This is a genomic window from Burkholderia sp. BCC0097, assembly GCF_902832985.1.
GTDB classification, from domain to species: Bacteria; Pseudomonadota; Gammaproteobacteria; order Burkholderiales; family Burkholderiaceae; genus Burkholderia; species Burkholderia orbicola.
In genome coordinates this window covers 545,724-570,201 of record NZ_CADFDM010000006.1, presented here as the reverse complement: position 1 = coordinate 570,201, position 24,478 = coordinate 545,724, and the positions used below count along the sequence as shown (strand labels likewise).

Here is a 24,478-nt window from a genome sequence, read left to right as displayed (position 1 = left end):
GAGAAGGTTCGCGTCATATTGAATTTTTCTATTGAATATTTTGCGTGTTAGTGTTTTTATAAACAATCCGATGGTGGGTCTCAGAAGAGATCTGGATTATTTCGCCGAGCCTAGGGAGAGTGGTGGAGACACCTCTCCATACGCATACAGTACGGTATGTCCGTCCGCAGATCTCAATAGCACCGATGCGCGAATGCACGAACCTTGTGCTCACGAAATTATTCGATCACCTGTGCCGGTATGGATTTTTGACGCTTTCCCAGAAAATCCTCCAACCACTTACAAGTCCACACCAAGCAACCGTCTATTCGCTGGCGACCCAAATAGCGTCTCAACGAGCCATGGCTTAGCGGAGAGGTGCCGAGGAGGACTTGTCGTTGTTGTCACGATGTACTGAAACTGAGTGAGGCTAATCTGCTCAAGTTCGACAACCAATTCAAACAGACGCCGGTATACACTCAACCCCAAATCAGCCTCACGCGGGCTATCGTGGACAAGGAGTGCTGGGACGTATGTCTTCCCCTCGATACTCATACACAAGGCGGCCAGATCAAAGGCGATGACCTTGAGAGATTCGATTGCTGCCGTTGAGCGTGCACCCCCGAGCTCGACATTCAACTTCAATCGGTCTGCGCCAAGCAGCACGCGGCCGTTAGACTCAGGCGCGATCAGCGCACGAATCACGGCGTCGAACTGCGCAGATAATTGGTCGAAGGTCTCGCGTTGTGCCGCCTCGCGATAGGTTCCCAATTGATCACGCTTGGCCTCTATGAGTTCAGCTTGCTTGTCCGATTTGGCTCTCGCCGCCTCAAGTTCTTCATAAAGATCCGCGAGCCGCTTTGCCCCCTCTCTTCCCATCTGCGCGCCGCGCCAAGCGCCTGACCGTGCGTTTTGCGCCTTCTCGGCAGCATCAAGTGCTTTTTTCAGTTCGCGTTGCTGGGTGCGGGCGGCAGGCAATGCTTGAGTTGCCCCGCGTAAGGCATCCTCGTTCGCTTTTAGGTCCAGTTCGCACTGGCGGATTTTGTCTTTCAACTGCTTAGCGCGTCGACGCAAGCCATCTAGATCAGGCATCTTGTGGGACAACCCACACCCTTCCGCGAGAGCACGGTCGATAGGCACCTCGCAGACAAGGCAGACGGGTGAGGCTGCATCATGAGCCAGCGTTGTTCCGGCGCTCAATTCACCTTTTAGCGTTGGTAGTAGCCCGTTTAGCACCGCGATTGTATTTTTCGCGGCTGTTTCACTTTTCTCCAGTTCTGAAACAACACTTTGCTGGGCTTCATACTTTGCACGCAGTTCCGCAACATCACCCAGCATATCCGTACTATCAACTTTGGCTAGCTTCGCCAGTCTTTCGGTTGCGGTGCGCCGAAGCATGTCAACACATAGCTTTCCGTCAGGCAGATCCTCAACAATCAGCCCAACGGCTTCCGCTGCTTCTCTGCGCGAACGCCTCACTTGCCATAGCAATCGATCGACCTCAGTGCTTGTTGCCTTGGCACCCTCTTCAATCTTCGAAATCTCTGTTCGTGCTTGGAGCTCTTCGGCACCTATAGCCCCCAACAAAGCTCGGAGAGCTTCGAGTACCCGCGTCTGAGACATCGACCGCACTGGTGAACCAGACTCGGAATCTGCAGCACGCCAATCCAAAACTTTGTCGAAGCGGCATTCCTGATCACGCGTCAGCCAAGCCAGTGCGATCAGCCATGGATCGTGCCCTCGTTCGCCCTGAATCAACGCGGCGATAGGTTCGGTCAACACCTGGCGCTGGATCGCCTCGATGATTGGAGTCATTCCAGTCGGCTGTTCCGGCGGCGACTCTAGCAGTGTTTGAGGCAATTGCCCTTGCACGGCATAGTGATCTCGGCTCAGTCCCAATGGGCGCACCACGCCCCACAGTTCTCCACACAGCATCACTTCGGCGGTGACCCAGCCTGTCGGGAAAGCGGCGGCAATATGTTGCTGTTGCTCGTCCGTCGAGTGTCTTTGTTCGCCCAGGCAGTAACGTAACAAGCGGCAGAACAGCGTCTTGCCGCTGCCGTGGCCCAGGCGGTTACCGTCGGTGTCGTCACCTTCTTCCGCTGGATCGGGTGACCAAACGACATTCAACCCCGGCCGTAAAGTGATATCGCGGATTCTGGTTTTGGAATCTCTCCAGAGAGTGAGCCTGCGCACCCATAGGCGCGGCTCGCGCTCGCCCACGCGAGGCGTAACCTTCAGAGGTTCACCGGCAAATAAGTCAGGCTGCCTGCTCATTGATGAACTCCACCAAGTCTAGAGGGAGGCCTTGCAGCAGCTCGCCCATATCTTTCTCCTTTAGCCAGCCAACGATCCAGCGTGCCCGCCCGTCAGCCCAACCCGAAGTGTCATAAGACTGCAGGCCATCGCCTGGTGCCCAAGTGTCCAGAAGCGGCTCCTCCACTAGTTCGCCGCGGGCGCGCATCTTCTTTACAGCCATCCCGAAGCTTGTGCGTGCGACGGGCACCAGCCCGTCGATGCCGACGGGTAGTACCGTGGCTTGGTCGCCGATGAGCTGGCACCACTGGGCGGCCACCGGTTGCGGAGCAACTCGCGCAAACAATCTAGGCTCGGCACACATGAGGGCTGCCAGTCGCACTTGCTGCATCGCCGCCGGCATGGCAAAGGCCTTCAGCACCGCAGCAAGCGCCAATGTGTCGTTCGTTGCTGGATCCGTACCTGCAGAGGCCCAAACGCTAATCGGCAGCGTCGCGGCTTCAGCCAGAATCGTGTCAAAGGAGGGCACGCCGACGAGCGCGGTCGGCGGCACGACCTTAGTGACGCGCCTTACGGGACGCTTAGTTTTGCCATTCTCTGCCGCTTGCCTCTCTTCTTGGTTGGCACGCTCGTGGTTCAGTGCAAGCAGCCGCCTGAGCACTTCCTTGCGCGCTTCGGAACTAAGCGTATAGCGCACACGATCGTTTTCAGGCAGGGTTTCTACCTCAACGAAATCGTGACCCAAATTCAGCTCGGCCCAGCCGTAAGCATCACGAACGGCGTTATCCAAAGCGACGTGCAGGCGACGCAGCTTCAGCAGGCCTTCGAAGCCCTCGTGGGCAACCTCGAGAGGACTCTTACTGACCTTGGCGACTAGTTCGGGGTTCAGGTCGCGGGCATGGAACAGATTGTAGATGTCCGTGACACCCAGCGAGAGTTCGCGCATCAGGCGCCGGCGATGCTCGTGATACTGCTCGCCAAGATTGGCCAAGCTTGCGTCCACGGTTTCCCATAGGTCGCTAGGAAACGCGAAAGTCTCGAAGCAGTCGGACGGTGAGTACCGAAGCCGTGTTTCCAACGCGCCGCTGTATTTCCGCGCCCAAACTTCATGCAGCGTGGATTGGACGACAGCGTAGTGGTCCCATCTGTCGGAAGCGAAGACGTACAGCGCGTCTGAGAACACTCGACTGGTCGGAGACGCAAAGAAGTTGAGATGCTTCGTTGTGCGAGCGGCGATGAAGCATCGGTCAATTTTCTTAATGGCATTCATCAAACCGGGGCGGTGCTCCGCGTATAACCACCAGACGTCCCGATAACGGTCTCGCTTCTGCGTTGCCCTAAACGGCTTTACCAATCTCTCGACAATGTTGAACGGCTCTCTGTATAGCCGTGCCTCTTCAATAGGCCAGTCGAAGAAATTGATGATGGCTCTTCCTGGCTTCTGTTCAGGATCGCTATTGAGTTCCTGTCCATTGATGATAGAGAAAAGAACATTAGCATTCTTTGGGTCGTCCTTGCGTAGCCTTTCAGCTTCGCTGTGATCCATCAGGAACCCATCGCCGAGGAAGATCGATCCCTGGAACATCTTTGCTGCATTCATTTGAATCTTACGCGGTTCACCAGCATCGATGGCATCATCTAAAAAGGCACTGATTGTTTCCACTGCTCGCCCGTCCAGTACACGTGGCTGATTCCACGTTCCCTTCCGAATCGTAACGGCCGCAACCACCAGCTTCGCACTGCCAGGCCACTTTATCGCGCGCACAGCATGATTAATCGTTCCGCCGGCTGCCATGATCTGCTCTAGACCGTCACGCCGTATGTCGCCGTCCTTGATAGAATTCGTGGTCAAAAATGAAATAAAGCCCTGCGGTTTTAATAGACTGAAGATCCGGCGAATGAAATAAACAACGAGATCGCTAAGACCCGCTGGCGCATACTCCCACTTCACATAGTGACAGAACGGGTGGCCGTAGCTACCGCTCAGATCTTGTCCACCGAGGTATGGGGGGTTTCCCAAGATGCAATCGAATCCGCCCCCGGCCATAACTTCCGGGAACGCCAAGAACCAATGAAAAAAGCGCTTCCTTTCTGCTATTGACCACGCTTCGGCCACCGCCGGTCCCTGAGGCTTGCACTCACCTTTCCAGTAACCGCGGAACTCTTCCTGCGTGATATGCAGGTCCGGCCGATTCTTCAGTTTCGGAATATAGAATTGGGCGATCGGCAGTGCCGCAAGTTGTTCCAGCCATAGCGCTTCGGCCGACTGAGATAGTGCATCGAAACGTCGCCGCTTAGCCTCGACCTCTTCCGGTGTGTGTTCGGGCAATACTTCGAGCCCGCGCCAGCCTTTCAGTGCCTCGTCGAGCTGCCGTTCTACTTCAGGGTTAAACCTCAGTAAACGCTGCCCCGCATGCTCCGCGCGGTTGCGTTGCCGTAGCTGAGTAGCTATCTCGCGGTCGTCCCTCGGCATTGCGGCAAAGGCCTCGTTGGGAATGCCCCGTGCCTCAATATCTCCGTGCCGCACGTAGCCCACGATGGCATTGCCGCACTTGATGTGGTGGTCCAGAAAGGTTAGCGGTTCGCCCGGCACGTGCGCTTCCAGCCACAGTGCCACCTTGCACAGTTCTACCGCCAGCGGGTTCAGATCCACACCGTAAATACAGTGGCGGATCACATCTCGGATCGCCATGCGTAGTGCCAGTGGCGATGGCTGATCTTCGCCAGTGCGAACGATGGCCAACTCCTGTCCGATGCGTCGTGCCGCAGCGAGCAGAATATGGCCGGACCCGCAGGCCACGTCGGCCACGCGCAGCGAGAGCAGCGCGGCCTGTGGATTTGCAGCCTTCAATCGTTCGGCAATCAAGTAGTCCAGCGAGTGCTTAATGAGCGGCTGTACAAGTTCATCGGGCGTATAGTGCGAGCCAGTATTAGCGCGTTCGTCACCGTGCTTGAAGGCGAAACTGGCTCGCACACCGTCCGACAAAATGACTGGTTCATACTCCAACAAGCCCTCGTACACTGAGCCAAACTCCTCGACGTTGAGCGCGCCGTAGTTGGCGCGGATGAGTTGGCCAGTATCTGGGTGGGAGTACAGGCTCAAGGCGCGTAGCGCCGCGAGCAGCGCGTCGTTGCCTAGCGTGGAACCGGCCAACGTTGCAATTGCCTGAGGGCTGAACAGATCGCCAGCCAGTGGCGGTACGCCTAGCTGGGTTCCTGGGCCGCCAGCCTCGAAAAGGCGAAAGCTGGCTTGCAACGCCGGCCATAGGTCGGCATGGCGGCGGTCGGCCAAGTGGCGCTTCTCGCTCAGACGACGCAGCCGCGTTACGCTGTAGAACTGCTGGTAGATATCACGTTGGCGCGTTTGCGTACCTTGCGGAAAAATTAGACCACGTTCCTCGATGACCATCAGAAACAGCAAGCGGTAGATCAGGCGCAGCAACTGCTTGTAGAAATCCGCAGCGCTCAACTGACCACCAACTATTTGTTCTCGCAACGCCTCGTTTGACTTGTGCTGCAGAAATCCATTGGCCAAGTCGAGGATAGCCTGCTCCACTGCTTTTGAGAGACCTTCACGTATGCGCGAGCCAGCGTCCAGCGAGTCCTGGTGGTATCGCTCAATCCAGCTGTGCTCAGCCTCGTCACAATTAACGGGCAAGCGGCTCGCATGCAATAGGCGGAAAAGCACCGCGAAGTCGGCAAACAGGCCATCTCCGAAGATCCGGTCGAGATCGAATTCCAGGTAGGTGAGCTTGACCAGGCGCGAGCTATCGCGCAGCAAGCGCAGCACGCGGCCATTTGTGACTAGCGCGTACAGCTCATCGGTCAGGTTCAAGTATTCCTGTACAACCGCGTGGGCAGACATGCGCAGCACGCCAGGACGCGGATCGGGCTTGCGGTCCAGTCCGGCAGGATCACGCGCACCGACTACGTGCACCACGGTACCACCACGATTAGTCACTCGGTGCGAGAGCGGGTAGAGCTTGCCGTTTGCTTCAGCGCTCTTGGGTTGGTACTCAAGCTGATAGCCAAGTAGCCCCAGCAATGGCAGTACCCATTGTTGGCGAGTTTCGGTGGTAGCGGAGCTTTCGGGGCGCAGCGATTCAAGCCTGCGCTGGAAGATGCGCCAGTAGTCCTGCGCATCGGCCCAAGCGCGGGCGATTTCATCCTTAACTTTGGTGGTGCCGTCTAGGCCGAAGTCAGCCGGCCGCTGGCCAGCTAAATCATCGAGGCGGCTCAGGACATCAGGCGAGAGGATCGAGCCCTCGATGCGAATACTGGAGTAGTTCATCGTGCTACCTCGGGCAGCAGCACGTAGATGCCTAAAAGGTCCATCGGCAACACGGGATAGACGACTTGGAAGCGCTGTTTGTCCATGAGTGCACTGAAGCGTTCATGGGCCTCAACGAGGCGCTTGGATTGAGCTTCGGCGATCTCGGTGAAGGCGTCTCCCAGTGCATCCAACAGACCCAGTTCGTTGTCTAGGAAGTTAGCGCGCGCCTGAGATGACAGCTCGGAAGTGGCTTGGGCCTCTGCAATTAAGGCCTTGGACGCCGCGTGATCCAGAAACTCGCTCTGTTGCGGCGTTCCTCGCCAACCCCAGAGCAACATTTCTTCTGCGACGATCTGATGATGGCTACGCGACTGCTCGATGACATTGCGGCAACGGAAGAGCAGCAGTGAGGTCTTCACGCTTACCGCACGGGTGCGAATCACGGCGGCACGGGCAGCACGCTTGTCCTGACGATTGATGGTGTTAGCCATTACCGTCTGACATAGCAGTTCGACAAAGGGGTGGTTCCGCCCCAGGTAAAGGTGGCCTTCGGGCGTGGGCGAGCGGAAGCTGACGAGCAGTGTTTCGCCGTCAGGTAACGTCTCACGCAGTGTCGCCGTCAGGTTGGCAGTAATAACGCGGTAGCCCGCGCCTACGGGCGTGACCTGCACGCCCATCAAGTTGGTCAGTACACCGGTAACGAAGCTCTCCACCGCCTTGGGATCACCAATGGCTTCGTCCACTTCGCGCAAATCGGCCTCAATCTCGTGCGCCTTGATGGCATGCTGGGCAAAGATACTGCGTGAGGCTTTCTCCCGCGCGGCAGCTTCGTCCAGTTTATGCGTGACTTCTATCTTGGCCGTGGCGGCTTCCTGGAACTCACTGAAGTCGAAGAGCAGACCTTGCACGCCCTGCTCGGTGCCAATGTGGCGATTAGGATTAAGAAGTAGTGCCTGGGTGATGGTGTCGATAATGCTCTGCGAATCCTCGGGGAACGGCACATTGATGCCGGTGGAGCGTTTGATCTCACGTACCTTGCGTAGGAGCACGTCGAGCACGACACCGTCAATTGGATTATCAGCGCCGTAGAGCAGGCAGGCTTTTACCACGGGCGCTACTTGACCGAAGCGGTCCACGCGGCCTTCACGCTGCTCTAAGCGATTGGGATTCCAAGGCAGGTCATAGTGGAGGACGGCAGTGAACTGATCCTGCAGATTGATGCCTTCGCTCAGGCAGTCTGTGGCGATGAGCACGCGTAGACTGGAGCTCCCCATGGCTTCGATACGCTGCTTGCGCACCTCGTCGGGCAGTTCGCTGGTGATGACTTGCAGATCAAGTTTCGGGAACTGCTTGCGCAGCAGTGGTTCCAGATGCTCGCCGACGTACTTGGCAGTCTCGATGTAACGGCAGAAGATGACCGGACAGAAGGGCGTGGGCAACTCGAGCCAATCGGAGATTTCCTTGGCGGTGGCAGCGAGCTTGCGGTCATGGTCCGGCCCGACGAGTGATTGCAAACGTTCGGCAAAACCGCGCAATTGCCGGCGCTGGTACTCGGACCAGTCCGCGCGTTCGATGATCTGGATGGGGGCGTTGTCACCTTCGTAGCCGTACTCGGTGTCGCCGACCGGGTTGGGAGCGTCGTCAAGGTGAGCATCGCCGTCTTCCATTTGCCAAACCTTGGCGAGTGCGGACATGCGAGTGTTCAGCATCTCAATGCCAGCTGCGGGGCTTGACATTACGCCACGTAGCAGACCCAGTGCCGTCCAGTAGTGAACGCGTTGGCGGTGACTGTCTTTGTCGGGCGAGATCAGCTTGCGCGAGAACTCGATCAGCTCACCGAAGAGTTGTAGGTAGCGCGCCGACAGCTTGTAGTTCAGTTCGAAGGCATCACGGCTGGGAAAAGGCGTGTCTTCGCCCAGCCATTTTTCGACATCCCCGCGTTTGCGCTGGACGAAATGGCGCGCCAACTCCGTGCGCTCGGCGCGAGAGGCAGATGGCAGGTCGATGAGCTCGAACTCGGGATGAAGCAGACCAAGCAGTGATTGAAACTCTTCGGATTTGCCACTGTGCGGCGTGGCCGTGAGCAAAATCACGTGTTGGTCAGGTTTCGCAGCGATGCGACTTACCAGATGGTAGCGCTGCTGCTGACTCGCTGAGGTGCCAGCCGGACGTGCGCAGGTATGGGCCTCATCAACGACGACCAGCTCCGGGCATTGCTCAATGAAGACATCGCGCCGAACATCGGACTTTATGAAGTCGACGCTGATAACTTGATACGGATAGTGGTCGTACACACTGGTATCGCCGTGAATCTGACGGTCCAGCCGGGCTTGCGTACTGGAGCGGATGATTACGGCTTCCAGATCGAGCTTGGCTCGGATCTCGGCCTGCCATTGCTCGCACAGATGAGGCAAGCAGACGACGGCAAAGCGCTTGATGCGGCGCCGCTCGAGAAGTTCACGGATGATCAGCAGCGACTCGACGGTCTTGCCCACCCCGACATCGTCCGCCACGAGCAGGCGAATACGCTCTTGGCGCAATGCCATTACGAGTGGGACCATCTGGTACGAGCGAGGACGGAACGAGAGTTTGGCCAGACAGCGGAACGGCCCAGCACCATTTCGGAAGGCTAGGCGTGCGGCATCGTAGAGCAAGCGTGCCGTGGCGAAGTCACCGAGGTCAGCGGCCTCAGGCTCCTTGAATCGAGCATCCTGGGGCTGCTCTCCACCCAGCGGCAGATATAGACCTGCAATTTCGTCGTCGGAGCCTCCCAAGGGTTTCAGGACCAGTAGTTCCGGGTCTTCCGAGGGTAGTACGACCCAGTCGCGCCCACGTAGCGCGACTAGCTTACCGGGTTGCAGGGCAACATTCATTTCACTTTCTTGAAGATGTCCGGACGCGCGGCCACCTTAGCGGCCAAATTGTCCTTGTAGTAATAGACCCAGACCTCGTCTCCGCGAGCGAGGATGGCCTGGCGCTTGATGGCGTCATCGGCCTGTACAGCAGGATCGTCGTGTGGCGTACCGTCGCAGAAGATCCAGATGCGCGGCTCGTAATAGAAATCCGGCTGTACGTAGAGACCGTCGACTGGTTTCTGTGCAGCGTCGGGCAAGCGCAAGCCGTTAGCGTGAAGGTATTCGATAAATGTACGTTCAGTGGAAGAGCTGGGATCCATGTTCCTCAGCAAATCAGCGTATTGGTCTTCGTAACTGATATAGCTCTTGTTGGTCTGAATCTCCAGCTCACAGAGGGCTAGCTTGGCAAGGGCATCTTGGATCAGGTGACGATCGATGATTTGGTGATCGCGTTGGTTGTAGTAGCTGAGCAAGTCGTCATACGAGGCTGGACCTTTGTAGTCGGAGGCGTCGAAGCGGCATAGGTTACGCGCCTGCTCAACCACAACGCGGAAAGCGTCAATATCTTCGACGAAGCGCGAGAGGATGCCTAGACTCCCTTCGGCCGACTCGTAGAGTAGGATATTGGGTGCCTTTGGGTCGCCAACACTAATGACTCCAACTTCGCTCGACTCAACTTGGAAGACCTGCTCGATGGCGCGCTTGAGCGCATACTGAAGCGTGATGACACCCTCAGGCGTGAGGCCAAGAGGCTGAACAGGAACGATGTAGAGCGCGTCAGCCAAGTTCGAGGTCCAGAGGTTCACGCGGCGATAATCTTCGCGCTGCTGGTCGTTCGTCTCAGGCATGGAGGCACGCCACTCACCGCTAACCATCCCCATGGGAAAGCCATCGGTGTTCTGCGAGCGCCACTTTCCACTAACGTGAATCAGGCGCGCTGCAGGTACGAACATCAGGTTGACCATCGCATCCGTAGCCACCTTGAGGCGGGCGCGTTGTACCCGGTCTACGTCACCACCGTCGATGCTAAAGTAAGTTTTAATTTCAAAGCCGCGAGAGGCACGCTCCTCCTCTTCACAAGAAATACGGTCCACCTCTTCGGCGCGCGACTCAGCCATTTCGAGAAGGTTATGCAAGTGCAGCTTGTTGGCATTGTCTGCAAGACTAACACCTGAGATTGGGCAGGTTTCTAGCTGCAACTGGTCACCGATAAGAAAGTAGCCAGCCTTAGTGCTGACCTTAGCCTCGGTCAGTGCGGCATCCGGCTCTTGCACAACTAACTGACGAACCTGATACTTGCGGCCGCTGTAGTAGATGATGTTCAGTGGGCCGAATTCGCGCAACGCGGTCGAGCGCGGACGCGAAATGAACTCCCCGTGCGTGTCGGCCGTGGGCAGAAACACGCGTAAGGGCAAACGGGTGAAGTTGTAGCCAGGCAAGAAGCCTTCGGCAGCCAGGTAGCGGTAGGGATAGAATTCTGAGAGCTCAGAGAATCCGCCCCCCTGATTGCGGAGCAGGTCGAGTTGGCGGGTGGCCTGATCCTGGGCGCGTTTGTACTTGCGGTACTCTTCGCTACCCAGGTTCAAAGTACCACTCTGGATCTTCTGCGTGGCTTTATCGAGCGTACTACGCGCGGAGTGATAAAGAATGCGCCAGCGCTCGATGGCACGATCCAAGTTATCGGGCAACGCTTGCAGGGTCTGCTCGGACCACACGTCGGTGAACCAGTGCGCAGCCTTTTCCTTCAGAGTGGACTCGATGTCCTGAATGACGCGTTGGAAGCTGGCGCGAATACGGTCTTTGGTCTCCGTGCCCAATTGTAGACCGGCGCGAACCGCAGGAAGCAACGGAAGTTCGTGCTTCTCTTCGTCGATGAAACGGGTCACGGACGGCCGACCGCTCTCGCTGTTTTCAAGTCCGGGCAGGCCGACTTCGGATATCGCCAAGGCGTTGAGGTGTGTTTGCAGGAGCTCGCGATTCGCCAAGTCCAAGCGCGGCGCCTGCACGACACCAGCGACAAGATCGACCTGGCGACTAAAGTAGTGGCGGTCGTGTGGAGAATAAGTTGAACAATAGGTGAAGACTAGCGCTCCCTGCCCACCCCGGCCCGCGCGACCTGCACGCTGTGCGTAGTTCGCCGGATTCGGTGGTGCATTACGCAGATGCACAACGCTCAACCCACCGATGTCAATGCCCAGCTCCATGGTCGGCGAGCAGAACAATGCGCTGATCGATTGGCTGCGAATACGAGGCAGATCGGGAATATTTTTTTCGGGATCGAGGAACCATTCGGCGCGGAAACGCTCTTCGCGGTCGCGCCGTTCGGCCACGCCAAGCTGGCCCGTGTGATCCTCTGCCCGCAGCCGCTTCGCGGCGGCAAAGTTGCGCTGATACAGATCCTGAAAGAAGCGATTTGGCTTGGGTGCTTGCTGCTTGTAGCTGCGGCGCTTAATGAGATCAGCCTTGACGGTCTCCAGGTCACCTGGGCGCCATAGAATTTTCTCGATACGCAACCGGTAGAGAGCGATGCTCTCGTTGTTCTCGCCCTTGGCAGGCTGTGAAACAAGATAGTCGGCATCTTCGAGCTTCTCCAGCAGAGTCCTTATGAAGACGCCGTAGTGGTCGCCGCGCAGTTCGACGTCTAGGTCACGCTGCTTGACGAAGAGCTTAATGAACTTCCCCAAGCCGCTGGCCGGCCCCATGCTCTTGGATGCCACTTTGGCGCTGCGATGCAGCGCCTCCAGGCGCATATAAAAGGGTTCGCGCAGCGTTTCGGTGGGGTCTAGGGTCCACGGGCTACGCAGTTTCTCGCGAAATAGCTTTTCATGTTCGCGCAGCTTGGCGTGGGTTAGGTAGTTCTCGCTGTGGAGTGCGTACTCGAGACGGAAGAAATCGAGGATCGCAGTGAGGAAGAGCACCCGCCCGTCGAGTTCTAGCTCGTCCAAGATTGGTACGTTTTTCCAATACTTGTCCTGGGCCGCAACCTCGGTCAGATCTACATAACCCACGTCGAGTAGAGCGCACTGCTCTAAATTGGGCAGAACGATGCGCCAGCTCCGTCGTAGGTCGCCAAGCGCACGATAAAGCAGGAAGGTCTGGAACTGCTCGTCATAGCTGCGTTTGATATTGGGCAGCTCAGGTTCGTCCGCACGGTTCGCGTACTCGATAAACGGAAGCTTCAATGCCGAGAAAATGGCAGGCCCAAGGCGCTCGAACGTGAGACCTGCATCGCCAGCGCTTACGACCGCGCGATGAATGCCCGCGCGCAGGCGCACTACCTGAACGAAGTCATTGAAGTGGCCAGCCTGTAGAGCGGCGTCCTGGCGATTGTCGGTGAAGCTGATGAGCTTCTGGCTGCGCAAATCGTAACCTGCGTCGCTGAGGCGATTGAGGATCGAAAAAGTTGTGATCGTCGTGGACGTGCTGCGACCTTCGCTGCCTAGCTTGGTGAGCTTGGTTCCCTCATTGGTCTTAGTGTCGAAGAAGACGCCCGCCGTCGGGTCGAACAACAAGGGGGCCCTCATAAACCACCCCCACCACTTGAGCGTTTCGGTCTCTGAACAGCGACCGGTTTCGTCGAAATACAGACGGACAGGGAAGAATGCGCGTTTTCGGGTATCCGGGCCGTTCCGGCCACGGTTGAGCCATGTGTCCGGCAGAAAAGCCAAATCATCGCGCTCATCCCAAACGTCGTCACCTACAATCAGATAGCCGTCCTGGCCGCCGTCATCCTCATCACTCGACTCGCGGAATTCACGCGGCACCAGGCGGTCGCCGATCCGCGTGGCGCAGATGAAGGCATGACCGCTGGAACGACTGAAAACATTAGGGAAAATGGGCTTCTTATTTTCTTCGTCACTCTTGAAGAAGCCAGGTTCTAGCGTAACCGAGCGGTTCTCGTCCTGATCCAACGTCGTGTATACAGAGCCGGTCTGCGATATGAATTGGTGCAGCTTAAAGGGAAGCACCGTGTAGCGCTGACCTGCTCCTTGCAGCGTTTGGTTTACGTTGCTGATCCAACGCAGTAAATCGCCGAGAGCTTGCCTAGCAATAGGGGCGTCGACCCCTGCATCTGCAGCAAGCTGCTGTACGACCTCGGTCAGGGTTCGCGGCTTGCCACGGACAAGGCCGGTCGGCGCCTCAGCCAGCGCAATGCAGCTTTCCAGCCACTTGCCAAGTGGATTGGTGCGCAAAACATCAAGACCGGCCTTAATGTCGATACCAGCGTGAACGGCCTTCTTGAGTGCGGCGACATCGGGTCGCTCAAGCTTGTCTCCAAGAGATGGCGCGAGCGACTCGTTCACCACCTGTGAAGCCAAGAAGGGTCTGCCGAACAACACCGACGCGACGTCGGCAATCTGTTGCTTTTGCTGACCAAGATCACCACCGGACGCCATCGTGGCGGAAGTGCCAACGCAGACAAGCTTGCGCTTGCATTGAGCCTGAATACGCCTGATGAGCATCGCCACGTCCGCGCCCTGGCGGCCGCGGTAAGTGTGTAATTCGTCGAAGACGAGGTATTGCAAGTGCTCGTAGATGCTGTCCCGTATGGTCTGCTCGGCAGTACGCGTAAGGAGCAACTCCAGCATCATATAGTTGGTAAGCAGGACGTTCGGCGGGCTTTCGCGCATGCCATCGCGTTTGTCTTGCTTCTCCTGGCCAGTGTACTGACCAAAGGTGATAGGAAAGGTCCGGCCCGTCGCCTTCTCGTAGTTCTCTTTGTAGCGGCGAAACTCTTCGAACTGCGAGTTGATCAGCGCGTTCATCGGATAGACGATAACCGCACAGATGCCGCTTGCAACCGGCTTGGCCAGCAAGTCATTAAATATCGTCGCGATGTAGGTTAGCGACTTACCAGAGCCCGTGCCTGACGTGACGATGAAATCCCTACTGGCCGTGCCGAGTTGGATGGCATCGACCTGATGCTTGTAGAGCGAGTAGCCTTTGAGAACGGAGACAAGGTCCGGGTGAACGATGCCCTTAGCGGCGACTTCGGCGACCGTGCCGGCGGATTCGAACGCTGGGTTGAACTGCAGCAACGGCTCAGGCCAGAGCCGCCCTTCGGACAAACGTGCCTCCACCGCCGAGCGGATCTGAGGATCAAGAATGTTGAGGAAGCTCTGAATGTACTTAGCGTAGTCGTCAACAACTCTGGAGTGGGTTCCTAGCACGTCCACTGCATCTGCTTCCTTATTGTTGCGGGCCAGTTTTGTTATGGTCCTTCCGACCGTCAAACACTCGTGCCAGGCCACATTATTGGCATCTTCCGTACCAGCCGCCCCGACGATGCCGGAGGGTGATGACCGGAACTCTCCGCTCGAATTGCGTCAAGCAACAGCGGTCCGTGCGTTTGCAATACAGCGTGCGATCTATCAACGTAGCGGCGTCAAGTATACGATGACGCTGCGTAGCGCTCAGAGGCATAGGATTCAATATATTAGACCTACCCCAGACCTCGCGTGATTACCAGTCAGCTATCGGCTCATTGGGGGCTTTGACATTTCGTGGGCGGGCAGATGCGTCAATATCGTCTGACGGGATGGGTTTATTGAGGGGCGTTTGGCTCTGCAAGTCTTGAGCGCCGTACCGGACGACAATCATAGATCTCCCCGTCACCACTGACACTCGTCAGTGGAAAGTCTGCGGCCTTAGCCTCCCTACGAAAAAGCCCGAATCTCAAAGCAACAAAGCCGACTTGTGGTCGGCTTTGTTAGCGAAGGATATCTTTGCACCTGATGTAAAAATACCCTTCCTATCTCAAATGCAACGAGCTGGAACGTTTGTCGGAGAGCAGACGGGGCAACCCCATCAACTTCGTACTGTAAAGCTGAGCGGTTCGCCCTTGCTCTCGAAAATTTTCACCAGGAAAGGCGCATGATCCGCACCCAATTTTCCTCGAAAATTTCCATCAAATACGTCTTCAGTTTTCATCTTTAGTGTCGAATTTTTCACTTATCGTGACATTCGACAGTAGTTTGAAATCAAACGTCAATATTCCCCGCCCGCAACGCATTCGACTCGATAAACGCCCGCCGCGGCTCGACATCATCCCCCATGAGGGTAGTAAAGATCCCATCCGCAGCAATCGCATCCTCGATCTGCACACGCAGCAGACGCCGCACTGCCGGATCCATCGTCGTTTCCCACAGCTGCTCGGGGTTCATCTCGCCGAGCCCCTTATAGCGTTGTTTGGAGACGTTCCGCTCCGCATCCGCCAGTAGCCACTTCATCGCGCTCTTGAAGTCCGCCACGGCCATGCTGCGCTCACCGCGCTTGATGACCGCACCTTCCCCAATAAGCCCCTTGAACGTATTCGCAGTGGTGACGAGCTGCTGATAATCCGCCGTGTGCTGGAATTCCTGGTCGATGACCGAGACCCGCACGTTGCCGTGATGCGTACGCTCGACATGCAGCGCCCGCTGTTCGCGAACCGCATCATACGAAGGCACCACACGCACTTCGTTCTTCAGCGCTTCATCATGCAACGCAGCGTGCAGAGCCTTAGCCGAAGCCTCGGTCGACTCCTCATTGGAGAGATCGATCACCACGCCATCCATGACGGCTTCCAGCGCGGCCGGGTCATACAACCGGCTCAACCGATCGATCACGCTCTGCGACAGCAGATACGACCGCGCCAGCTCCCCGAGCGCATCACCCGAAATCGCCGCAGCATTCTCACCCGGCACCAGCTCCGACCCTTGCAGCGCCAACCGCAGCATATGCGCGTTGAGCTCCACGTCATCCTTCAGATACCGCTCGTCCTTGCCCGCCTTGATCTTGTAAAGCGGCGGCTGCGCGATATACACGTACCCGCGCTCGATCATGTCCGGCATTTGGCGATACAGGAACGTGAGCAGCAGCGTCCGGATGTGCGCACCGTCGACGTCCGCGTCGGTCATGATGATGATGCGGTGATAGCGGAGCTTGTCGAGGTTGTAGTCTTCCTTGCCGATCCCGCACCCAAGCGCGGTCACGAGCGTGACGATCTGCTCCGACGACAGCAGCTTGTCGTAGCGTGCCTTCTCGACGTTCAGCACCTTGCCGCGCAGCGGCAGAATCGCCTGGAACTTGCGATCACGCCCTTGCTTCGCCGACCCACCTGCCGAGTCACCCTCGACGATGTAGATTTCACACTTCGCCGGGTCTTTCTCCTGGCAGTCCGCGAGCTTGCCCGGCAGGCCAACGCCGTCGAGCACGCCCTTGCGGCGCGTCATCTCACGCGCCTTCCGCGCCGCATCACGCGCACGCGCAGCTTCGACGATCTTCCCGCAGATGATCTTCGCGTCGATCGGCGTTTCGAGCAGGAACTCTTCCAGCGCCTTCGCCACGACTTCCTCAACCGGCGCACGAACCTCGGAAGAAACCAGCTTGTCCTTCGTCTGCGAGCTGAACTTCGGCTCCGGCACCTTCACGGACAGCACGCAGGACAGCCCTTCGCGCATGTCGTCGCCGGTCGTCTCGACCTTCGCCTTCTTCGCGATTTCGTTGTCGGTGATGTACTTGTTGATGACGCGCGTCATCGCGGCCCGCAGGCCGGTCAGGTGCGTGCCGCCGTCGCGCTGCGGGATGTTGTTCGTGAAGCACAGCACGTTTTCGTTGTAGCTGTCGTTCCACTGCATCGCGACTTCGACGCCCACGCCGTCCTTCTCGCCCGTGGCGAAGAACACCGTCGGGTGCAGGTTGGTCTTCGTCTTGTTGATGTACTCGACGAAGCCCTTCACGCCGCCGGCGAACGCGAAATCGTCTTCCTTGCCCGAGCGCAGATCGGTCAGGCGAATCCGCACGCCGTTGTTCAGGAACGAAAGCTCACGCATCCGCTTCGCGAGGATGTCGTAGTGATACTCGACCGTGCCGAAAATGGTCGGATCGGCCATGAAGTGCACTTCGGTGCCGCGGTTTTCTGTGTCGCCGGTCACGAGCATCGGCGACACTTCCACGCCGTCCACGACCTCGAGCACGCGATCCTGGGCGACGCCGCGGTGGAACTCCATGAACCGCTTCTTGCCGTCGCGGCGCACGGTGAGGCGGAGCCAGCTCGACAGCGCGTTCACGCACGACACGCCCACGCCGTGCAGGCCGCCCGACACCTTGTAGCTGTTCTGGTCGAACTTGCCGCCGGCGTGCAGCTCGGTCATCACGATCTCGGCGGCGCTGCGCTTCGGCTCGTGCTTGTCGTTCATCTTCACGTCGGTCGGAATCCCGCGGCCGTTGTCGGTCACGGAAATCGAGTTGTCGGCGTGAATCGTCACGTGGATGTCGTTGCAGTACCCGGCCAACGCTTCGTCGATCGAGTTGTCGAGCACCTCGAACACGAGGTGGTGCAGACCGGTGCCGTCCGACGTGTCGCCGATGTACATCCCGGGGCGCTTGCGCACCGCTTCCAGACCTTCGAGGATCTGGATCGACGAGGCGCCGTAGCTGCTGTTATCGGGTTGCGAATTGTGCTGTTCACTCATGGATATCTTCCGGTTCTGCGGGGCCACTCTCGTGGCGGCGCGGTGCGTTTCAGCGAGAAATCGCCGGGCCGCTCCAGTTTCCTGGCCCGCCCCAAGTGCCGAAAAGGCACTAAAAGGGCGGGTTGTCGGTTCGCCATAAAAACGCCAAAGGGGCTTGCCGCCCCCTGGTGTGTGTCGCGATGTCGAGCGCGTCAGATGCGCATCGGCATCACGACATACTTGAACTCGTCGTTCTCGGGCACGGTGATCAGCGCGCTCGAGCTGGCGTCGCCGAGGCTCACCTGCACGGTGTCGACCTTCAGGTTCGCGAGCACGTCGAGCAGATACGTGACGTTGAAGCCGATGTCGACGGTATCGCCCTGGTAGGCGATTTCGAGTTCTTCCTGCGCCTCTTCCTGATCGGCGTTGGTCGACATGATCTTCAGCTGGCCCGGCGCGATGATGCAGCGCACGCCCTTGAACTTGTCCGAGGTCAGGATCGCCGCGCGTTGCAGCGAGCGCTGCAGTTCTTCACGGCCGATCTCGAACGTGTTCTTGTGCGCCTTCGGGATCACGCGCTGGAAGTCGGGGAACTTGCCCTCGACGAGTTTCGACACGAGCTCGACCTGGCCGAACGTGAACTTGGCCTGGGTTTGCGCGATGTCGATGGTGACGGTGTCGTCGATGTCTTCGAGCAGGCGCTGCAGCTCGAGAATCGTCTTGCGCGGCACGATGACTTCCTGGCGGCCGAACGTGCCGCCTTCGAGCTTCATCGACGAGAACGCGAGGCGGTGGCCGTCGGTGGCCACGGCCATCAGCTGGTCGCCGTCGACGACGAGCAGCATGCCGTTCAGGTAGTAGCGGATGTCCTGCTGCGCCATCGCGAAGTGCACCATGCCGAGCAACTGGCGGAACGACTTCTGCGGGACGGTGAGCGTGGCGCCGAAATCCTTCGCCTGCGCGACGGTCGGGAACTCGTCGGCCGCCAGCGTCTGCAGGGCGAAGCGGCTCTTGCCCGATTGAACGGTGAGGCGCTTGTCGGCGAGCGACAGCGTGACCTGGCCGTCAGGCATCGCGCGCAGGATGTCGAGCAGCTTGCGGGCCGCGACGGTGGTCGCGATCTGGTCGCCGCCGACGCCGAAATCGGCGCGCGTGGTGATCTGCAGCTCCAGGTCGGTCGACAGGAATGAAACGTCCGGGCCGTTCTTGGTGATCAGCAGGTTGGCGAGGATCGGCAACGTATGGCGGCGTTCGACGATGCCGCTGACCGTTTGCAGCGGCCTGAGGAGGGTGTCTCGTTCGGTCTTGACCAGTTGCATAGAGTTCCTTCGTTGAGTAACGGCCTGCAGCGCAGCAGCCACGCAGCGCCCCGCCGGCCGGGCTCTTGGCCCGCCACCACCGGGGCGGTCAAACCAGTATTGTGCCTCAAAACCGAACCGCCCCCCTTAAATTGGGGCGGAGGCCGAATTATCAAGCGCGGTGCGCGCGCTCAGCCCTTCAGCGTCTGTTCCAGCACGTGCAGCTCGTGGTTGAGCTGCGCGTCCTTGCTGCGCTCGTCGGCGATCTTGCGCACCGCGTGCAGCACGGTGGTGTGATCGCGCCCGCCGAACAGCTCGCCGATTTCCGGCAGGCTCTTCTGCGTGAGTTCCTTCGCCAGGTACATCGCAATCTGCCGCGGCCGCGCGATGTTCGCGGGACGCTTCTTCGAGTACATGTCCGCGACCTTGATGTTGTAGAAGTCGGCGACGGTCTTCTGGATGTTCTCGACCGAAATCTGCCGGTTCTGCACGGTCAGCAGGTCCTTCAGCGCTTCCTTGGTCAGCTCGATCGAGATCTCGCGGCCGTGGAACTTCGAATACGCGAGGATCTTGCGCAGCGCGCCTTCGAGTTCGCGCACGTTCGAGCGCAGGTGCTTCGCGACGAAGAACGCGACGTCTTCCGACAGGTTCACGCCTTCCGACTGCGCCTTGCGCATCAGGATCGCGACGCGCATTTCCAGCTCGGGCGGTTCGATCGCGACGGTGAGGCCCGAGTCGAAGCGCGAGATCAGGCGATCGTCGATGCCGGAGATTTCCTTCGGATACGTGTCGCTGGTGATGATCACCTGCGCCTTGTTCGCGACGAGCGCCTCGAACGCGTAGAAGAATTCCTCTTGCGTGCGCGACTTGCCGGAGAAGAACTGGATATCGTCGATCAGCAGCAGGTCGAGCGAATGGTAGTAGCGCTTGAAGTCGTCGAACGCCTTGCGCTGGTACGCCTTCACCACGTCCGACACGTATTGCTCGGCGTGGATGTAGCGGATGCGCGCGCCGGCCTTGTCGAGCAGCAGCTGGTTGCCGATCGCGTGGATCAGGTGGGTCTTGCCGAGGCCGACGCCGCCGTACAGGAACAGCGGGTTGTACGAGATGCCGGGGTTGTCCGCGACCTGTATCGCGGCGGCGCGCGCGAGCTGGTTCGCCTTGCCGGTCACGAAGTTGTCGAACGTGAGCACCGGGTTCAGCTTCGAACGTTCGTACATCGAATCGGCTTCGCCGCCGTTCGCGGGCGCGGCGCCCGGGCCCGGACGCCACGTGCGGCGGCCGGCCGCGGCTTCGTGCGCGGGCAGGCTCGGCAGGTCGATGTCGGCGTCGTCGGCGTTCAGGTGGTGGGCGGCGGCCGCCGACGGCGTCATCGGCACGTCGGCCGGCGCGCTGGGCGCGGCGGCGGCATTCGCGGTCAGGTTGGCGGCGATCGCGGCGACCGTCGCGGCCGGGCCGTTCGGGGTCAGCGGCGCACGTGGCGCGGCCGGTGCGGCGCCTGCGGCGGCGCTGCGCATGCCGGCCTTCGGATCGAGGACGAACTGGACTTCGATCGGCGTGTTCCAGAATTCTCGGGCCAGATCGGAGATCCGGCCCGAAAACTGGCTCTTGACCCAGTCCAGCTTGAAGCGGTTCGGCGCGGCGATGGACAGCGTGTTCGCCGACGCATCGAAGGCCACCGGGGCCAAGGGTTTGATCCACGTCACGTACTGCTGGGGCGTCAGCTCGCGCTCCAGCAGTGCGGAACAGTGTTGCCAGAAATCGTTCATCAAGTAACTGTCGTTTTTTGCGTGCACAGCGCGGCTCGCCGGCGCCCTTGTCGCAGTCGCGCAACAAGGCCCGAAGCGGTCGTGCGAGCGTGCCTCGGACGCCTGCGTCACAGTCTTGGAGGGGCAGGCGCGAGCCGAAGCGGCGTGCGGGATTCTTGGAGATAAGGCGAGATTCTAACGCCAAACGCGGCCACAGCGGGACTTATCCACAGGCCGGTCGTGTGGGTCGCGGGGCCGGATCGGCGCGGCCCGGCACAGGCGAGCGAGTCGTAAAGTATTGACCGTCAACGGAAAAACGGTTTAAATAGCGGGTTCCGCGAAAACCAATCCTGTATTCCCGGCGATTGCGTTCGCCCGAATGCCTCCGGTTAAGGGCACGCGGTCCCCTGAATTTCGACATTCTCGAACAAGTGAGAACATCATGAAACGTACTTACCAACCGTCCGTGACGCGCCGCAAGCGCACCCATGGCTTCCGTGTCCGCATGAAGACGGCAGGTGGCCGCAAGGTCATCAACGCTCGCCGCGCGAAGGGCCGCAAGCGCCTCGCCATCTAAGGCAGGTTGCGCGCTGTGTCCGCCGTCCGCAGTCCTGCGGAAGGTGCCGTCGAGCCGGGTGCGAATCCGTCGCAGACGAAAGCCGCCTTCCCGAAAGCTGCGCGACTTCTGAAAACGGATGAATTTTCATCCGTTTTTCGTTTGCGCCCCTGGCGGCGCTCCGCGCACTTCGTGATCTACGGCAAGCCGACCGGTCAGCCCGCACGCCTGGGGCTCGTCATCGGCAAGAAGTATGCGCCGCGTGCAGTAACACGTAACCTCGTGAAGCGGCTGGCGCGCGATCAGTTTCGCCTGCGCCGCGCCGAATTCGCAGGTTACGACCTGCTGCTGCGGCAGCACACGCGCTTCGACAAGAAAGCGCTGCCGAGCGCGGCTTCCGCCCCGCTCGCGGCGATGTGCGCGGCCGAGATCCGCGAACTGCTCGACAGGGCAGTCCGGGAAATCGCGCGCCGGGCGTCGAAGCCCGCGTCCGAGTGACGCATCCGTGCCCCGGTGCGGCGTTCGCGCCCGCCCGGCCGGTTTTGACGCGGCGTCGAACGGCGCCGCCCAAGGTATGAAAACGGTATTGATCGCCTTGCTGCGCTTCTACAAGGTTGCCGTGAGCCCGATGCTCGGCAACCGTTGCCGTTTTTATCCTTCCTGTTCGGATTACGCGCGCGAGGCAATCCAGTATCATGGCGCCGCGCGCGGCACGTATCTCGCCGTCAGGCGCGTGTGCCGATGCCACCCGTTTTCCGCGGGCGGCGTCGACCTCGTCCCGCCGCCCAACTCCGACACTCGCGCTCGCGGCGAAGCCGACGCGCGGTCCCATCGACTCTGAGACAACGCATGGATATCAAACGCACCGTCCTATGGGTGATCTTCTTCATGTCAGCTGTCATGCTGTACGACAACTGGCAGCGGGACCATGGACGCCCGTCGATGTTCTTCCCGAGCGCCACGCACACGGCCCCGGCCGCTGCCGGCGGCGCATCGGGCACGGGCGCGACGACCGCAGGTGACGTGCCTGCCGCTGCAGCCGGCGCCGCACCGTCGACGACGGCCCCGGCCGCGCAGGCGCAGCTCGTGAAGTTCTCGACCGACGTGTACGACGGCGAAATCGACACGCGCGGCGGCACGCTCGCGAAGCTGACGCTGAAGAAGCAGGGCGACGGCAAGCAGCCCGACCTGTACATCACGCTGTTCGACCACACGGCCGGCCACACGTATCTCGCACGCACGGGCCTGCTCGGCGGCGATTTCCCGAACCACAACGACGTCTACACGCAGCTGAATCCCGGCTCGACGTCGCTGACGGGCGACCAGAACACGCTGAAGCTGTCGTTCGAATCGCCGGTGAAGGGCGGGGTGAAGGTCGTGAAGACCTACACGTTCACGCGCGGCAGCTACGTGATCGGCGTCGACACCAAGATCGACAACGTCGGCACGGCCCCGGTCACGCCGACGGTCTACATGGAACTGGTGCGCGACAACACGGCCGTCGAAACGCCGATGTTCTCGCACACGTTCCTCGGGCCGGCGGTCTACACGGACGCGAAGCACTTCCAGAAGATCAACTTCAGCGACCTCGACAAGAACAAGGCCGACTACGTGAACTCCGCCGACAACGGCTGGGTCGCGATGGTGCAGCACTACTTCGCGTCGGCCTGGATTCCGCAGCAGGGCGCGAAGCGCGACATCTACGCTGAAAAGATCGATCCGACGCTGTACCGCGTCGGCGTGAAGCAGCCGGTCGCCGCGATCGCGCCGGGCCAGTCGGCCGACGTGCAGGCGCGCCTGTTCGCCGGTCCGGAAGAAGAGCGCATGCTCGAAGGCATCGCGCCGGGCCTGGAACTCGTGAAGGACTACGGCTGGGTGACGATCATCGCGAAGCCGCTGTTCTGGCTGCTCGAGAAGATCCACAGCTATGTCGGCAACTGGGGCTGGGCGATCGTGCTGCTGACGGTGCTGATCAAGGCCGTGTTCTTCCCGCTGTCGGCCGCGAGCTACAAGTCGATGGCGCGCATGAAGGAAATCACGCCGCGCATGCAGGCGCTGCGCGAACGCTTCAAGAGCGATCCGCAGAAGATGAACGCCGCGCTGATGGAGCTGTACAAGACCGAGAAGGTCAATCCGTTCGGCGGCTGCCTGCCGGTCGTGATCCAGATCCCGGTGTTCATCTCGCTGTACTGGGTGCTGCTCGCATCGGTCGAAATGCGCGGCGCGCCGTGGATTCTGTGGATTCACGACCTGTCGCAGCGCGATCCGTTCTTCATCCTGCCGGTGCTGATGGCCGTGTCGATGTTCGTGCAGACGAGCCTGAACCCGACGCCGCCGGACCCGGTCCAGGCGAAGATGATGAAGTTCATGCCGATCGCGTTCTCGGTGATGTTCTTCTTCTTCCCGGCAGGTCTCGTGCTGTACTACGTGGTGAACAACGTGCTGTCGATCGCGCAGCAGTACTACATCACGCGCAAGCTCGGCGGCGTCAAGAAGAAGCCGGCCTGACGTTCGTTGCATTCGCGGGTGGCCAGCCGCCCGCGATGCGCGCAAAAAAGCCGCATGGTTCGTGACCATGCGGCTTTTTGTTTCCCGGCGACGGTGATTGCGACGGTTGCCGCTCAGGCCTTCTTCGCTTCGAGTTTCGGATCGCCGTAGAACTGCTCGACCAGTTCCTGCACGAGGTAGCGCTGATGCGGCGACAAGGCCTCGATCTTCGATGCGAGTTCGATCGTCTCGGGCGTGGGCGGGTAGCGTTCGTCGCGCGGCAGCGGTTGCGGCGTCGGATGTTCGATCACGCTCGGCGACGGCCCGTAATGCAGCCAGTGCACTTCGACGCGCAACCATTCGGCGAGCGTTTCGAGTTTGTCCGACGTCGGGATCGTGCGGCCCGTCAGCCATTTGTGCGCGGTTTGAGGCGAAACGGGGTGCGTTCCGCGGTGACGCAGATTGAATCGGTTCGCCAGCTCCGTCGCGCCGGTGACCTTCTCCGGGCTGCGCCGCAGGGCGAATTTCAGGCGTTCCGAGAACGCGGCTTTTTCTTCGGATGTCGGCATGGGGAGATTGTGCAATTCCATT

Annotated in this window: 13 protein-coding genes; 4 read left to right on the top strand and 9 right to left on the bottom strand. The window is 59.6% G+C overall.

What is annotated here, in order from left to right; translation table 11 throughout:
• Window positions 1-279: 279 nt before the first annotated feature.
• The 8 genes from HWX07_RS23010 to dnaA form a co-directional block, all read right to left on the bottom strand.
• Window positions 280-2,256 carry a chromosome segregation protein SMC gene (locus HWX07_RS23010; protein WP_175877788.1) on the bottom strand — a complete coding sequence of 659 codons (1,977 nt, stop codon included), beginning with the start codon at window positions 2,254-2,256 and terminating at the stop codon, window positions 280-282.
• Window positions 2,240-6,526 carry a DNA methyltransferase gene (locus HWX07_RS23005; protein ID WP_175877787.1) on the bottom strand — a complete coding sequence of 1,429 codons (4,287 nt, stop codon included), beginning with the start codon at window positions 6,524-6,526 and terminating at the stop codon, window positions 2,240-2,242. The genes HWX07_RS23010 and HWX07_RS23005 overlap by 17 nt, the downstream gene beginning before the upstream one ends.
• Window positions 6,523-9,381 (bottom strand): helicase-related protein, encoded by a 2,859-nt coding sequence (locus HWX07_RS23000; RefSeq protein ID WP_175877786.1) that lies wholly within the window; start codon window positions 9,379-9,381, stop codon window positions 6,523-6,525. The genes HWX07_RS23005 and HWX07_RS23000 overlap by 4 nt, the downstream gene beginning before the upstream one ends.
• Window positions 9,378-14,540 (bottom strand): DEAD/DEAH box helicase, encoded by a 5,163-nt coding sequence (locus HWX07_RS22995; RefSeq protein WP_175877785.1) that lies wholly within the window; start codon window positions 14,538-14,540, stop codon window positions 9,378-9,380. Before HWX07_RS22995 ends, HWX07_RS23000 begins: the two co-directional genes overlap by 4 nt.
• 631 nt (window positions 14,541-15,171) lie before the next feature.
• On the bottom strand, window positions 15,172-15,294 hold the full coding sequence (locus HWX07_RS37195; RefSeq protein WP_279612776.1) for a hypothetical protein: 123 nt from the start codon (window positions 15,292-15,294) through the stop codon (window positions 15,172-15,174).
• A gap of 50 nt (window positions 15,295-15,344) precedes the next feature.
• Complete coding sequence (gyrB, locus tag HWX07_RS22990) at window positions 15,345-17,819, bottom strand: DNA topoisomerase (ATP-hydrolyzing) subunit B (protein WP_175877784.1); 2,475 nt, start codon at window positions 17,817-17,819, stop codon at window positions 15,345-15,347.
• A 191-nt stretch (window positions 17,820-18,010) separates the two neighbouring features.
• Window positions 18,011-19,117, bottom strand: coding sequence for a DNA polymerase III subunit beta (dnaN, locus tag HWX07_RS22985; protein WP_006490996.1), 1,107 nt, complete (start codon window positions 19,115-19,117; stop codon window positions 18,011-18,013).
• A gap of 170 nt (window positions 19,118-19,287) precedes the next feature.
• Window positions 19,288-20,865, bottom strand: a complete 1,578-nt coding sequence (gene dnaA, locus HWX07_RS22980) for a chromosomal replication initiator protein DnaA (protein WP_012327525.1) — start codon at window positions 20,863-20,865, stop codon at window positions 19,288-19,290.
• Window positions 20,866-21,286: 421 nt separating this feature from the next.
• Here dnaA and rpmH point away from each other — a divergent pair, with 421 nt between their 5' ends.
• The 4 genes from rpmH (at window position 21,287) to yidC (ending at window position 23,908) form a co-directional block, all read left to right on the top strand.
• Window positions 21,287-21,421 carry a 50S ribosomal protein L34 gene (gene rpmH / locus HWX07_RS22975; protein WP_004198824.1) on the top strand — a complete coding sequence of 45 codons (135 nt, stop codon included), beginning with the start codon at window positions 21,287-21,289 and terminating at the stop codon, window positions 21,419-21,421.
• A gap of 15 nt (window positions 21,422-21,436) precedes the next feature.
• Complete coding sequence (rnpA, locus tag HWX07_RS22970; RefSeq protein WP_006489941.1) at window positions 21,437-21,898, top strand: ribonuclease P protein component; 462 nt, start codon at window positions 21,437-21,439, stop codon at window positions 21,896-21,898.
• A 76-nt stretch (window positions 21,899-21,974) separates the two neighbouring features.
• Window positions 21,975-22,241: a membrane protein insertion efficiency factor YidD gene (yidD, locus tag HWX07_RS22965; protein WP_011546514.1), complete on the top strand. Its 267-nt coding sequence runs from the start codon at window positions 21,975-21,977 to the stop codon at window positions 22,239-22,241.
• Window positions 22,242-22,249: 8 nt separating this feature from the next.
• Window positions 22,250-23,908: a membrane protein insertase YidC gene (gene yidC, locus HWX07_RS22960; RefSeq protein ID WP_175877783.1), complete on the top strand. Its 1,659-nt coding sequence runs from the start codon at window positions 22,250-22,252 to the stop codon at window positions 23,906-23,908.
• Between the two features lie 113 nt (window positions 23,909-24,021).
• On the opposite strand, the gene HWX07_RS22955 is transcribed toward yidC, so the two are convergent.
• The gene (locus HWX07_RS22955; protein ID WP_006489946.1) at window positions 24,022-24,456 is read right to left on the bottom strand and encodes a transcriptional regulator; all 435 of its coding nucleotides are present in this window, start codon (window positions 24,454-24,456) and stop codon (window positions 24,022-24,024) included.
• Window positions 24,457-24,478 lie beyond the last annotated feature (22 nt).